11 protein-coding genes are annotated in these 14,083 nt (G+C 72.2%); 1 reads left to right on the top strand and 10 read right to left on the bottom strand.

The genetic code is table 11. The features are described from left to right. The first annotated feature begins 2 nt into the window (after positions 1 to 2). Complete coding sequence (locus AB0C38_RS38710) at positions 3 to 2,513, top strand: hypothetical protein (protein ID WP_360682792.1); 2,511 nt, start codon at positions 3 to 5, stop codon at positions 2,511 to 2,513. On the opposite strand, the gene AB0C38_RS38705 is transcribed toward AB0C38_RS38710, so the two are convergent. The 10 genes from AB0C38_RS38705 to AB0C38_RS38660 form a co-directional block, all read right to left on the bottom strand. Next, entirely contained in the window at positions 2,510 to 3,385 is an 876-nt protein-coding gene (locus tag AB0C38_RS38705) for an alpha/beta hydrolase (protein ID WP_360682790.1), read from the bottom strand. The two genes, AB0C38_RS38710 and AB0C38_RS38705, sit on opposite strands and share 4 nt — an antisense overlap. Before the next feature lie 191 nt (positions 3,386 to 3,576). Further along, entirely contained in the window at positions 3,577 to 6,315 is a 2,739-nt protein-coding gene (locus tag AB0C38_RS38700; RefSeq protein ID WP_360682788.1) for a hypothetical protein, read from the bottom strand. Between the two features lie 168 nt (positions 6,316 to 6,483). After that, positions 6,484 to 7,590: an acyl-CoA dehydrogenase family protein gene (locus AB0C38_RS38695; RefSeq protein ID WP_360682786.1), complete on the bottom strand. Its 1,107-nt coding sequence runs from the start codon at positions 7,588 to 7,590 to the stop codon at positions 6,484 to 6,486. Then, complete coding sequence (locus AB0C38_RS38690; RefSeq protein WP_360682784.1) at positions 7,587 to 8,771, bottom strand: acyl-CoA dehydrogenase family protein; 1,185 nt, start codon at positions 8,769 to 8,771, stop codon at positions 7,587 to 7,589. Before AB0C38_RS38690 ends, AB0C38_RS38695 begins: the two co-directional genes overlap by 4 nt. After that, positions 8,768 to 9,991, bottom strand: coding sequence for an acyl-CoA dehydrogenase family protein (locus AB0C38_RS38685; protein ID WP_360682782.1), 1,224 nt, complete (start codon positions 9,989 to 9,991; stop codon positions 8,768 to 8,770). The genes AB0C38_RS38690 and AB0C38_RS38685 overlap by 4 nt, the downstream gene beginning before the upstream one ends. Further along, a complete protein-coding gene (locus AB0C38_RS38680; RefSeq protein WP_360682780.1) occupies positions 9,991 to 11,016 on the bottom strand; it encodes a phosphotransferase family protein in 1,026 nt (341 codons plus the stop codon). The genes AB0C38_RS38685 and AB0C38_RS38680 overlap by 1 nt, the downstream gene beginning before the upstream one ends. A gap of 109 nt (positions 11,017 to 11,125) precedes the next feature. Then, positions 11,126 to 11,578: a MaoC family dehydratase gene (locus tag AB0C38_RS38675; protein WP_360682778.1), complete on the bottom strand. Its 453-nt coding sequence runs from the start codon at positions 11,576 to 11,578 to the stop codon at positions 11,126 to 11,128. Positions 11,579 to 11,583: 5 nt separating this feature from the next. After that, positions 11,584 to 12,345, bottom strand: a complete 762-nt coding sequence (fabG, locus tag AB0C38_RS38670; protein ID WP_360682776.1) for a 3-oxoacyl-ACP reductase FabG — start codon at positions 12,343 to 12,345, stop codon at positions 11,584 to 11,586. 175 nt (positions 12,346 to 12,520) lie between these two features. Continuing rightward, the gene (locus tag AB0C38_RS38665) at positions 12,521 to 13,732 is read right to left on the bottom strand and encodes a DUF6596 domain-containing protein (protein ID WP_360682774.1); all 1,212 of its coding nucleotides are present in this window, start codon (positions 13,730 to 13,732) and stop codon (positions 12,521 to 12,523) included. After that, positions 13,729 to 14,082: a YciI family protein gene (locus AB0C38_RS38660; protein ID WP_360682832.1), complete on the bottom strand. Its 354-nt coding sequence runs from the start codon at positions 14,080 to 14,082 to the stop codon at positions 13,729 to 13,731. Before AB0C38_RS38660 ends, AB0C38_RS38665 begins: the two co-directional genes overlap by 4 nt. Position 14,083 lies beyond the last annotated feature (1 nt).

The following is a 14,083-nucleotide window of genomic DNA, read 5'->3' as shown; positions in this document are numbered from 1 at the left end:
GGGTGACCGACTTCCCGCCGCTGCCTGTCCTCGACGAGCTCACCGAGCCGGAGCGGGACCTGGTCGAGGCCGCCCGGCGCGGCCATTCGCTGACCGTCGACGCGTCGATCCGTGCGGAAGTGGTGCGGGAGCTGCTGCTGGGCCGCCGTGGCCCGCTCGATCCGCGCGGGGTGCGCGTCGAGGGCGCCCGGATCACCGGGGAGCTGGACCTGGACGCCGTCGAGGCGATCACCGGCCTCGGCCTGGCGGACTGCGTGATCCCCGGCCCGGTCAAGGCCCGGCACGGCACCCTGCCCTGGCTCGACCTCTCCGGCAGCAAGCTGGGCGCGGTCGACCTGTCCGGGGCGCGGATCACGGCCTTCGCCGACTTCGCCCGCGCCCAGTTCGCCGGGGGTGCCGGGATCGCGCTGGATGCCGAGGGACTCCGGACGGACGAACTGCGGCTGTCCCGGATCCGGGCCACCGGCGCCGGCCGGCTCGGCGCGATCTGCCTGCTGGACGCCCGGGTCTCCGGGTGGATCCTCCTCAACGGAGCGGAGATCACCAACGCGGACGGCCCCGCGGTCTACCTGGACGGTCTCGAATGCGGAGCGCTCGGGGGCGGCGGCCTGCGGGCGACCGGCACGGGGTCGATGGGGACGGTCCGCATGCTCGGCGCGCACGTCTCCCAGGATGCCAACTTCGACGACGCCGTGCTGACCAACGCGTCCGGGTCGGCACTGAACGCCGAGCGCCTCGTCGTCGGCGAGAACCTGTCCTTGGCGGCGGTGAAGGCGACCGGGACGGGGGAAAACGGGACGGTCTGCCTGCTCTCCGCCCGGATCGGCGGTCTGCTGAACCTCGGCGTGGCCGAGTTCGCCAACGACAGCGGGCCCGCCGTGGACGCCATCGGCGTCCAGGCGGCCGAACTCCTGCTGACGGGCACCACCGCGACCGCCGCCCATGACCGTGCCGCGATCAGCCTGAACACCGCGCGGATCGGCGGCCGGGCCGACTTCGGCGTCGCCGTGGTCACCAACAGCCTCGGCCCGGGACTGAGCGCCGACGGCATCAGGGTCGACGGCAGCTTCTCGGCCGAAGACATGAAGGCGCGGGGCTCGGGCGGGCACGGGGCGCTCAGCCTGCTCGGCGCCGACGTGGCCGGGGACTTCGTCCTCGACGGCGCCGAACTCGCCGACGACACCGGGGTGGCGCTGGGTGGCGACCGCCTCCGGGTCGGCGGCAACGCGCACCTGCGGGTGGCGAACGCGACCGGGTCCGGTGAGAAGGGCACGATCCGGCTGCTCACCGCCCGGATCGCCGGCGACCTGTACCTCGACGGCGCCCGGATCGCCAACGACGCCGGTCCCGCGCTCCACGCCGACCGCCTGCACGTCGGCGGCAGCCTGGACCTGAAAGGCGCGCACGCCGACGGCGCGGACGGCGCGGTCCGGCTGCACCACGCCGAGATCGCCGGCCAGCTGCGGCTCGGCGGTGCGGAGCTGGCCGGCGCGGCCGGTCCCGCGGTCAGTGCCGACGACCTCCGGGTCGGCACCTTGCTCGAGCTCATCGGCGCGAAGCTGACGTGCTCGTCCGAGTTCGGGGCGCTGAGCCTCGGGGCGGCCCGGATCGACGGCTCGGTCACCCTCGCCGACGCCGTCGTCACCAACGACGGGGGACCGGTGCTGTTCGCGGACCGGTGCCGGGTCCGGGACAGCGTCCGCCTGACCGGACTACGCGGGACCGGCGCCGGTGACGATGCCACGATCCGCCTGCTCGGCGCCCACATCGGCGGTCAGCTGAACTTCACCGGCGCCGAGCTGGCCCACCTCGAGGACGGGACCCGCGTGAGCCTCGAAGACGCCACCGTCGACGGGCCGATCTTCTTACCCGCCGAGCTGGTCGGCGCCAGTGGCCAGGTGGTTCTCGACGGCTTCCGGTTCGGCTCGCTCGGGGACGTCACCTGGCACGAATGGCTGCAGCTGATCCGGGACCACACCGCCGCGTACCGGCCCGGGCCGTACCAGCGGCTGGCGGCGTCGGAGCGGGCCGCCGGGCACGACGGCAACGCGCGGCAGATCCTCATCGCCCAGCAGCGCGACCTCCAGCGGCGGGCGCCCGAAGCGATCGGCGGCTGGCCGGCCCGCCGGTTCCACTGGCTGTGGGGCGCCCTCGCCGGGTACGGCTACCGGGCCCGCCGGACGGCGGCTGCCCTCCTGTTCGCCGTGGTCGCCGCCGGGGGACTGGGCCTCTGGGCCGGCCACGTCGGCGACGCGGGCCATCGCGCCGCCGAGCGCACATCGGAGCTCACGGCGAAGGTGGGCACGCCCTGCACGACCGTGGAGCTCATCGGCGTCGGCCTGGATCGCGGGCTGCCCTTGTCGCCGGGGGTGCGCGGGCGGTGTGACCTCAACACGGGAATCACCGCGGGCCAGTGGTTCACCGTGGCGATCTGGCTGGTGCAGGCCGCGATCTGGGCGCTGGCGACGCTCGCGCTGGTCGGCTACACCGGGCTGGTCCGCAAGACCGGCTAGTGGTGCCGGAGGTGGTCCAGCAGCAAGGCGCTCACCTCGTCCGGCACCTCCATCGCCATCCACTGGGTCGCGCCCTCGACGATCTGGAAGCGGTACTCCGCGTCGATGTGGTGGACCGTCAGCTCCGCCGCGCTCTGGCCGAGGTACGGGTCCTCGCTGCCCCACAGGTAGAGCGTCGGCACCGTGATGCGGCCCGCCGGGACGTGGAATACGTCGTTCGTGGCGCCGCGGTACCAATTCAGCGTCGCGGTCAGCGCGCCCGGTTCGGAAAGGCGGGCGACGGCGCTTTCGACGAATTCGACCGGAATCCGGCGGTTGTAGACAGCACGTAATTGGGCGGCTTCGTCGCGTAAGAGGAATTTCTCGGCTTTGCCGACGCCGCGGCGGAAGAAGCGGATGTAGCCGAGGTCGTGGAACTGCCCGTCGTCGGTGGCGGCCGCGCGCTGCAGGGCCGCCGGGTGCGGGGTGGAGAGCACCGTCAGGGACCGCAGCCGGTGCGGGTGCGCCGTGGCGAGGGCCCAGGCGACCATGCCGCCCCAGTCGCGGGCGACCAGGTGGAACCGGTCGGCGCCCTGGCTGTCGGCGAAGGCGAGGGCGTCGCCGACCAGGTGCTCGATCGTGTAGTGCTCGACGCCGTCGGGGCGCGCTTGGCCGGCGTAGCCGCGCTGGTCGACCGCGAGGGCGCGGTAGCCGGCCTCGCCGAGGGCGTGCAGCTGCTCGGTCCAGGCGTCGGCGAATTCGGGCCAGCCGTGCAGCAGCAGGACGAGCTCGCCCGATTCGGGCCCGGCCGCGAGCGCACTGTGCCGGTGACCGCCGACGACGACGGTCGTTTCCTCCAACGCGGCATCCGTCGGCGCGACGGCGAATTCCATGGCGCCCAGGCTAGATCGCGACGGGTGGGAAGAACCATGGGAAGCCGGGCACTTTTGCCACCCTTTTGCCTCCCGAGTGGCCTGGCTCACAGAATTTTCGCTCAGATGAGCGAAAATACGAAAGAAAATGAAGACTATTCACGAAATCGGGGCTTCCCGGCCGCGGTCCGGCCGGGGAGCCCCGACGCGGCTCAGTCGCCCGAGACCGCCGGGAACGCGACGGAGAACGAGTAGTACGTCGTCTCCGTGAGGCCACCGTCGGCCCGCTTGCCCTGGACCGTCAGGTAGTAGTCCCCGCCCGTCTGCGGGGTCCATTCGGCCGACGCCGTCCCGTCCGCCTCGGCCAGGACGGTCCGCTCGGGCTCGTCGGCGCTGTCCGGCCAGTTCCGGTGCACCTGGTAGACGTACCCGGTCATTCCGGGCGCGCTCGGGGCGAAGGTGAACGTCCCGGCCACCCCCGGCCCGCCGGAGCGCTCACCGGTGGGGTAGTCCGCGGACGACACCAGCGGCCGGTCGGTGATGGTGAACGGGTAGTACCCCCAGCCGGACGTCCGGCCGTCCGCGGCCCGGGCCCGCACGTAGACGGTGTGGTACCCGGCCGTCGCCGGCGTGTAGGCGGTGGTCGCCTTGCCGTCGGGACCCGCCGGGACGTCCGTGGTGGTGCCGTCCACCGCGAACTCGAACGCCACCGTGCCCGCCATCCGCGAGGTCAGCTGGAACGTGCCGGGCCGCATCGGCCCGGCCGGCTCCCGGACGAAGTCGGCCGACGTGACGACCGGGCTGTCGTCCACGGTGAAGGACGTCGACCCCTCGTCCGAGAGCACCCCGGCCGTGTTGCGGGCCTGCGCCGTGAACCAGACGTTCCCGGCCTCGGTGGGCGTCCAGGTGACCTCGGCCGTGCCGTCCGGCCGGGCGGGCACGGTCAGCTTGTGCGCGGGGTCGGTCGAGGACCAGTAGACGTACTCGGCGATGTTCTTCATCGACGACCGGAACCTGAAGGTGCCCGGCTGTCCGGGCGCGTCCGCGCCGCCGGTGCGCGTCACGTACGGTGCCGCGCCGTCGACCAGGAAGCTCAGGTACCGCTCCTCGGACCGCGTGCCGTCCGCGGCCGTGCTGTACACCTGCACGGCGTCCGCCCGGGTGTCGAGCGGTGTCCAGGTGAACGACCCGGTTCCGTCCGCCGCCGCGGGCACGGTGACGGGGTCACCGATCGGCTCGCTCTGGAAGTTGCTGAACCGGTAGGTGTACGACGTGGTGCCGGCCAGCCGGGGCGTCAGCCGGAACGGGGTCGCGGAACCGACCTGGATCGGGCCGTCCCAGGCGATGTTCGGCGCGGTGTCGACCTGGAACTTGTATTCGCGGTAGAGCGAAACCGTCCCGTCGGCGCCCGTGTTGCGCACGTACAGCACGTTCTCGCCGCCGTGCGTCGGCGCCAGCGTCACGTGGGCTTCACGGTCGGCGTCGGCCGCGACGGTCTGCTCCGGCGCGTTCTCCAGGTGGTAGGTGTAGCTCACGGTGTCCGGCAGCCCGGGGCTGAAGTCGAACACGCCCGGCACGCCGACGTTGCCCGCCGGGTTGGTGCTTCCGGTCGGGTAGTAGAGCGACGACCAGACGTACGGCCGGATGTCCTTGACGGTGAAGCTCCGGTACTCCTCGTAGGAGTAGTTGCTCGCGCGGTCGACGCTGCGGACCCCGACCGAGAACGAGCCGGAGTCGGCCGGCGTGAACGTCACCGTCGCCGGTCCGCCGAGGGATTCGGCGGGCACCGAGGTCCAGCCGGACTGGCCGGTGAAGCGGTACTCGTACCGGGCGACGTCCGCGGATCCGTTGGCGGTGAAGGTGAACTGCCCCGGCACGCCGATGCCGCCGCGCGGGTCCCACGGGCTGTCGGTGAGGTAGACCTCGGAGGTGACACCGGGCATTTCCGGCTGGACGCTGTCCGAAGTCAGGTAGCAGGTCGGGGTCCAGTCCGAGGTGTCGACGCCGTCGGTGACCCGCAGCCGCCACGCGTAGGTCCGGTCCCGCGGCAGCGTCGGGTTGTCGAACTGGGCGTACGCGCGCCCGTCCGTCACCGGCCAGTCGAGGTCGCGGCGGACCGACGGGTCGTCGACCGACCAGATCTCCCAGTGCGCGAGCAGGTCCTGCTCGGGATCCGGGTCCGAGACGTCGGCGTAGTGCCCGGTGACCGGGGAGTTCGACGCCCGCGCGAACACCCCGGGCGCGGTCGTCGCACACGCCGCGTCGGGCGCCTCCGTGCGGAGGTTCACCGGCACGCTCGGCGGCGTGTTGTAGGAGACCTTCAGGCTGACGTCGTTGGCGAACCAGCGGCCGTAGCGCGGGTCCAGCTCGTGCGCCGCGGGCACCCGCAGCCCGAGGGTGAGCGTCTTTTCCCCGGCCCGCACGGCTTTCGTGACGGCGGCGGTGAGGTCGAGGCCGGTGAGGTCGGCCGGGCAGCCCGCGGCGGGCGCCCCGGCCGTGGCCAGCCGGGTCAGCTCGGCCGGCGGCTTGACCCACGACGACTTCCCGGTGACCGGGGCGGTGGACCAGAGTTCGACCGCGCGGTGCGCGCAGTCGGCGGCGCGCTTCTCCGGGATGGTCAGGGCGGCGGTGACGACGTGCTTGCCGAGCAGCGACGTCAGGTCGAGCGTGTAGTACGACCGGGAGACGTGCGGTCCCTTGGCGTCCACGCTCGCACCGACCGGCGCGTCCCCGGGCGCGTTCACCTTGACGTGCAAGGGATCGGCGGCGTCGGTGACCGCCCACGACGAGCGCGAGAGCGTCTTGACGGGCAGTGGCGGTGGTTCGGCGGCCGAGGCGGTGGACGGCAGCACGGCCGCCGATCCCGTCAGCAGCAGTGCGGTGGTCAGCAGCGTGACCGCCCGTCTTCTTCGTCCGGGCAGCGTCGAGCGCCGCACGTGAGTGCGCACCATCGGTGGATCCCCCTCGAAAACGTGGGGGCAACCGGTAGCCACCCCCAGGCGTGTTCACCTCAGCACCCGGGCAACCGGGTCGTCAAGGGATCACGGGGACGCACCGGAACGCGCGTGACACAACCGGAACCAGGGGTGTTCCGGCGGTGCCACGCGCGTTCATGCGGTTCAGGCGGGCAGGTCCACCAGCTCGGCCAGCCGGGCCCGGTGCTTGCCCGGAGTCCCCAGCGCCAGCTCGTCGGCCTTGGCCCGCTTCAGGTACAGGTGCGCCGGGTGCTCCCACGTCATCCCGATGCCGCCGTGCAGCTGGATCGCCTCTTCGGTGGCCTTCACCGCGATCGGGGCGTTGCGGGCCTGGGCGACCGCCACCGCGATCGGCACGTCGGTGCCCGTGGCGAGCGCGTCGGCGGCGTTGCGGGCCGTCGCGCGGGCGAGCACCAGGTCCGTGTACAGGTTCGCCAGCCGGTGCTTGAGCGACTGGAACCCGCCCACCGGGCGGCCGAACTGGTACCGGCCCTTCAGGTACGTCACGGTCTCCGTGAGCGCCCACTCGGCGACGCCGGTCTGCTCCGACGCCAGGATGCCCGCGCCGAACAGGAGGGCGTCCTCCAGCGCCGAAGCCGCGTCCGAGCCCGACGCGACCAGGACCGCCGGCGCGTTGTCCAGCACCACGTCGGCCACCCGGCGCGTCAGGTCGAACGACACCAGCTCCGACACCGTCGCGGCCGACGCCTCGACCACGTACAGCCCCGGCCCGTCCGGACCCGCGGCCGGGACGACCAGCAGGTCCGCCACCGACGCGTCGGCGACCGTGCCCACGCGGCCGGAGACCGTGCCGTCCGCGGCCGCGGTCACCGAGGACGGGAAGCCCGCGCCCGGCGCCGTGGACAGCGGGACGGCCAGCGCGCCGATCGCCGAACCCGTCGCGAGCCGGCGGACGAAGTCGCCCGCGCCCGCACGGACCAGCGCCGTCGTCGCCAGCACGACGCTGCCCAGGAACGGCACCGGCGCGACACTGCGGCCCAGCTCCTCGGCCACCACGGCCACTTCGCGGGCCGACGCGCCGTGCCCGCCCAGTTCCTCGGGCACCGCCAGCCCGGCCACCCCGACCTCGTCGGCCAGCGTGCGCCACAGCTTCAGGTCGTAGCCCTCGGCCGTCTCGACCCGCGCCAGCAGCGCCTCAGGAGCGGCCTTGGCCTTGAGCAGGTCCCGGACCGAAGCCCGCAGGTCTTCCTCGACGTCCGAATACAGCAGATCGGGCGATGTCTGGCTCATCGGGGGAGGTCCTTCCAGGCGACGTCCTTGTCGACGCGCGGTTCCGAGGGCAGCCCCAGCACGCGCTCGGCGATGATGTTGCGCAGGACCTCCGAGGTGCCGCCCTCGATGGAGTTCCCCTTCGCGCGCAGGTAGCGGTAGCCGGCTTCGCGGCCGGTGAAGTCGACGATCGCCGGGCGCCGGAACGTCCAGTCGTCGTAGGCCAGGCCTTCTTCGCCGAGCAGCTCGACCTCCAGGCCGGTGAGCGCCTGGTTCAGCTCCGAGAACGCGACCTTCATGGCCGAACCCTCCGGCCCGGGCGCACCCTTCGTCAGCTGCTGGCGCAGCCGCGTACCGGCCAGCCGCAGCGTCTCCGCCTCGACCCAGCGCTGCACGAGCCGGTCACGCAGCTCGGGCGTGCGCAGCTCGGGCCGCTCGCGCCAGGTCTTCGCGACGATCCCGATCAGCCCGCCCTCGCGCGGTTGCACGTGCCCGCCGATCGCGACGCGCTCGTTCATCAGCGTCGTCTGCGCGACCTTCCAGCCCTCGCCGACCGCGCCGAGGCGCTGGGTGTCCGGGATCCGGACCTCGGTCAGGAACACCTCGTTGAACTCGGCCTCGCCGGTGATCTGGCGCAGCGGCCGGACGTCGACGCCCGGCGCCTTCATGTCGCACATGAAGTACGTCATGCCCTGGTGCTTGGGCACGTCCGGGTCGGTGCGGGTGACCAGGATCGCCCACTGCGACTCGTGCGCGCCCGACGTCCACACCTTCTGGCCGGTGACGATCCAGTCGTCGCCGTCGCGCACCGCCCGCGTGCCGAGGGCCGCGAGGTCGGAGCCGGCGCCCGGTTCGCTGAACAGCTGGCACCACACCTCGTCGCCGGTCCACAGTGGACGCAGGAAGCGCTCGTGCTGCTCCGGCGTGCCGAAGGCGAGGATGGTCGGCGCGGCCATGCCGAGGCCGATGCCGATCCGGCGCGGGTTGTTGTCCGGGGCGCCCGCCTCCGCGAACACACCGTCCACAACGGACTGCAGGGCGCGCGGCGCGGTCTGCCCGCCGAGGCCGGCGGGGAAGTGGATCCAGGCGAGACCGGCGTCGTACCGGGCCCGGAGGAAGTCCATCCGGTCCGTGGTCTCCGGGTCGTGCGCGGCCAGGAACTCGGTCGCCTGGCGGGTCAGGTCTTCGGCGGTGACAGTCACTTCGCGCCCTCCGAGAGGTACTTCTTCAGCTCACGCCGGGCGAGTGAGCGCTTGTGGACCTCGTCCGGCCCGTCGGCCAGGCGCAGGGTGCGGTTCCCGGCCCACATCGCCGCCAGCGGGAAGTCCTGGCTGACACCGCCGGCGCCGTGCACCTGCACGGCCTTGTCGAGGATCCACTCGACGGTGATCGGGGTGGAGATCTTGATCGCCTGGATCTCGGTGTGCGCGCCCTGGTTGCCGACGGTGTCCATCAGCCACGCGGTCTTGAGCACGAGCAGCCGCTGCTGTTCGATCTTCACGCGCGACTCGGCGATCCAGTCCTGCACGACGCCCTGCTGGGCGATCTGCTTGCCGAACGCCTCGCGCGAGATCGCGCGGCGGCACATGAGCTCCAGCGCGCGCTCGGCCATCCCGATGGCGCGCATGCAGTGGTGGATGCGGCCCGGCCCGAGGCGGGCCTGGGCGATCGCGAAGCCGTCGCCTTCACCGGCGACGAGGTTCTCCACCGGCACGCGGACGTCCTCGAAGAGCACCTCGGCGTGCCCGCCGTGGTCGCTGTCGTCGTAGCCGAAGACGTGCATGCCGCGCTTGACCGTCAGGCCCGGCGCGTCGCGGGGGACCAGGATCATGCTCTGCTGCTTGTGCGGCGCGGCTTCCGGGTCGGTCTTGCCCATCACGATGAAGATCTGGCACGCGGGGTTCATCGCGCCGGAGATGTACCACTTGCGGCCGTTGATCACGTACTCGTCGCCGTCGCGGCGGATGCTGGTCTCGATGTTGCGGGCGTCGGAGGACGCGACGTCCGGCTCGGTCATCGCGAACGCGGAGCGGATCTCGCCGTTCAGCAACGGCTCCAGCCACTGCTTCTTCTGGTCGTCGTTGCCGAACATGGAGAGCACTTCCATGTTCCCGGTGTCGGGCGCGGCGCAGTTGACCGCGGTCGGCGCCAGCCGGATGCTGCGGCCGGTGATCTCCGCCAGCGGCGCGTACTGCACGTTCGTCAGGCCCGCGCCGTGGTCGCCGGGGAGGAAGAAGTTCCACAGGCCGCGCTTGCGGGCCTCGGCCTTGAGCTCGTCCATGACCGGCGGGATGGCCCACGGGTCGTCGCGGTCGGCGAGCTGCTGCTCGAACACGGGCTCGGCGGGGTAGATGTGCGAGTCCATGAACTCGAGGAGCTTCCCGCGCAGCTCCTCGGTCTTCTCGTCGAACGCGAAGTCCATTACTTCTCCTCTTTGAGAATCTCGTTGCCGTGCGTGATGAGCAGCGGAACGCCGGCTCCGACGCCCTCGAAGCCCGCCCCGACCGTCTGGCCCTGCCGGTAGCGGTAGTAGATGCCTTCCAGGATCACGGCCAGCTTGAAGAACGCGAAGCTGACGTACCAGTTCAGCTGCGAGACGTCGCGCCCCGAGCGTTCGGCGTAGCGGGCGACGACCTGGTCGGTGGTCGGGTAGCCCGGGGCCGAGCTGGCGTTCGACACGAACTGCAGCGACACCTTGTCGCGCTCGGCGTAGGCCACCAGCAGCGCGAGGTCGGTCAGCGGGTCGCCCAGCGTCGACATCTCCCAGTCGAGCACCGCGGAGATCTTGTCGTCGCCGTCGACCAGCACATTGTCGAGCCGGTAGTCGCCGTGGATGATCGACGGCTTCCCTGACGTCGGCACCGCCGCGGCGAGCCGGTCGTGCAGCTCCTCGATACCCGGCAGGTCGCGGCTGCGGGACGCGTCGAGCTGCTTCTTCCAGCGCCGCAACTGCCGCTCCAGGAACCCTTCCGGCCGGCCGAAGTCACCGAGCCCGACCGCGGCCGGGTCGACCGCGTGCAGGTCGACGAGCGTGTCGACCAGCGCGTCGGCGATGGCCCGGGTGCGTGCCTCGCCGAGCTCCGCGAGCTCGTCCGCCGTCCGGTAGGGCGTGCCCTCGACGAAGCTCATGACGTAGAACCGCGCGCCGACGACGTCGGCGTCCTCGCAGAGCAGCAGTGCTTCGGGCACCGGCACGGCGGTGTCGCGCAGGCCCGAGATCACCCGGAACTCGCGGGTCATGTCGTGCGCGGTCGGCAGCACGTGCCCGAGTGGCGGGCGGCGCACCACCCAGCGCCCCCGCCCGTCGCCCACCACGTAGGTGAGGTTCGACCGGCCGCCCTCCACGACGTCCGCAGTCAGCTCCCCGGCGACCAGGCCGGGCCGGTGCGCGTCCAGGTGGGCGCGCAGGCGGCCCAGGTCGAGACCCGGGGGGTCGGTCCGGCTCATCGTGCCTCCTCAAGCTCTGTCCGAGAGAGCGTACCGACTAGTCGGTATGACGTACAGCGGCCACGGGGAAGCGGCACTCTCCCAGGGAAAGTGCCGCTTCCGGCGGGCGTCACGCGAGGAACCGCGTGACCCATTCGGCGACGCAGGCGGGCTTCGCTTCGCCGTCGATCTCGACCGTCCACTTCGACACCGCCTGCTTGCCGCCCGCGATGTCGGTGATCTCCACCAGCTCGGCCCCGGCGCGCAGCTTCGAGCCGACCTTCACCGGCTGCGGGAAGCGGACCTTGTTGAGGCCGTAGTTGATCCCCATCTTGATCCCGTTGACCTTGTAGATCTTCGGGCCGAACGCCGAGAGCAGCGACAGCGTCAGGAAGCCGTGGGCGATGGTGCCGCCGAACGGGCCGGCGGCCGCCATCGGCTCGTCCACGTGGATCCACTGGTGGTCGTCGGTGGCGTCGGCGAACTGGTTCACCCGCTCCTGGGTGATCGTGTGCCACTCGCTGTACCCGAGGTGCTCGCCGACCGCGGCGGCGAACTCGTCCAAAGAAGCGAACTCGCGCATCTGCCTCAGTCCTTCGGTCCGCCGGCGGCATAGATGACCTGACCGGAGATGAACCCGGCGCCCTCGCTGACCAGGAACGACGCCAGGTGGGCGATGTCGTCGGGCGTGCCGACGCGCTGCACGGGGATCTGCGACGCGGCCGCGGCCTTGAAGTCCTCGAAGCCCATGCCGATCCGCTCGGCCGTCGCGGCGGTCATGTCGGTGGCGATGAAGCCCGGCGCGATCGCGTTGGCGGTGACGTTGAACTTGCCCAGCTCGATGGCGAGGGTCTTGGTGAAGCCCTGCATGCCGGCCTTGGCGGCGGAGTAGTTGACCTGGCCGCGGTTGCCCAGCGCCGAGGTGCTCGACAGGTTGACGATCCGGCCGTACTTCTCCTGGGTCATGTACTTCTGCACCGCGCGGGTCATCAGGAACGAGCCCTTGAGGTGCACGCCGAGGACGGAGTCCCAGTCCTGCTCGGTCATCTTGAAGATCAGGTTGTCGCGGGTGATGCCGGCGTTGTTGATCAGCACGACCGGCGGCCCGAGCTCGTCGGCGACGCGGGTCACGGCCGCCTCGACCTGTTCGGCGTCGCTGACGTCCAGCGCGACGCCGACGGCCTTGCCACCGCCCGCGACGATCGCCTCGGCGCCCTGCTTGACACCGGCCTCGTCCAGGTCCAGCAGCCCGACGGCGAAGCCGTCAGCGGCCAGCCGCGCCGCGACGGCGGCACCGATGCCGCGGCCGGCACCGGTGACCACGGCGACACGGGAAGGGGAATCGGTCACGGGGGACCTCCTCGTCGTTGAGAAGCGGGTTGCTTGCCGCTCGCGAGCCTACTAAGCGGTCGGTCACTCCGGCTACGGACAACGGCCGCTATTTCGCTGCCAACGTACGCAGGTTTTCGCCCTCTCGCCTGGTCGAACCCGGTCGGTGGCCTACGTCACACCGGGTCCCGGGCGGTCAGCCCAGCCGCGCGGCGCGGGTCAGGAGGTGCCGCCGCTCGGGTTCGCTGGTGGTGCGCCGGGCCGCCTCGTGGTAGCCGGCGCTCGCCGCGTCGCGGTCGCCGGCCATCTCCAGCAGGTGGGCCCGCACGGACACGAGGTGGTGGGAGGCGGAGATGCGCTCGTCGGCCGAGACGGCGTCGAGCAGGGCCAGCCCGGCCGCGGGTCCGTGGACCTTGGCCACCGCCACCGCCCGGTTGAGGGTCACCGTCGGGTTGGGGGCCACGCGCTCCAGAACCGTGTAGAGGGCCAGGATCTGCGGCCAGTCGGTGACGTCGGCGGTGGGGGCCTCGTCGTGGACGGCCGCGATGGCGGCCTGGAGCTGGTACGGGCCGATCGGGCCCCTGGACAGGGTGTCGGTCACGAGGGCCACGCCCTCGGCGATGGCCCCGGCGTTCCAGAGCGTCCGGTCCTGCTCGCTCAGCGGCACCAGCGACCCGTCCGGAGCGGTGCGGGCCTGGCGGCGGGCGTCGGTCAGCAGCAGCAGGCCCAGGAGCCCGGCCACCTCACCGTCGCCGGGGACGAGCCGGTGCAGCTCGCGGGCCAGCCGGATGGCCTCGGCCGTCAGCTCGGCCCGCACCAGGCGCGCCCCCGACGTGGCCGTGTAGCCCTCGTTGAAGACGAGGTAGACCACCTGGAGCACCACCCCGAGCCGCGCCGCCTGCTCGGCCGGCGGCGGCAGGTCGAAGCCGGCTCCGGCCGCCTTGATGCGTTGCTTCGCCCGGCTGATGCGCTGCGCCATGGTCGCCTCCGGCACGAGGAAGGCCCGGGCGATCTCGGCGGTCGACAGCCCGCCGACGGCCCGCAGGGTCAGCGCGACCTGCGACGAGGGCGTCAGCACCGGGTGGCAGCACAGGAACAGCAGCGTGAGGGTGTCGTCGTCGGCGCTCACCTCGCCACCGGAGGGCGGGGGCGGAGTGCGGAAGGCATCGGCCTCCTCCCTCCGGCGGCGGGCGGCGTCGCTGCGCACCTGGTCGGCGAGGCGACGCGTCGCCACCGTCACCAGCCACGCCCGGGGATTGTCCGGCCACCCCTCGACCGGCCACTGGGCCGCGGCCGCCGCCAGCGCCTCCTGGATGGCGTCCTCGCAGGCGTCGAAGAGGCCGTAACGGCGCACCAGCGCACCGAGCACCTCCGGGACCAGCCGCCGGACGGCCTGCCAGTCGGTCACGGCTCGATGTTCGCCTCGTGCATCAGCGGCCGGACCTCGACACCCCAGTGGCGCGCCGACGGGTTGCGGGCCGCGATCTCCAGCGCCCGGTCCAGGCTGTCGCAGTCGAGGATCGTGAAGCTGCCCAGGTACTCCTTGGCCTCGGCGAAGGGGCCGTCGGTCACCACCGGCGCCCCGCCGGCGACCCGGACCATCTTGGAGTTCATCTGGTCGGCCATGCCGTAGGCGCCGACCAGCTCACCGGACTCGAACAGCTCCTGGTTGAGGGCATCGGTCTCGCGGATGAGCTCGGTGAGGGCATCCGCGCCTATCGAGGTGAAGGCTTCTTCGTTGCCGTAGATCAGCAGCATG

The sequence above is a fragment of the Amycolatopsis sp. NPDC048633 genome (assembly GCF_040650695.1).
Lineage (GTDB): Bacteria > Actinomycetota > Actinomycetes > Mycobacteriales > Pseudonocardiaceae > Amycolatopsis.
Note: the sequence above shows the minus strand (reverse complement) of the source record. Positions and strands in the feature narration are given on the sequence as shown.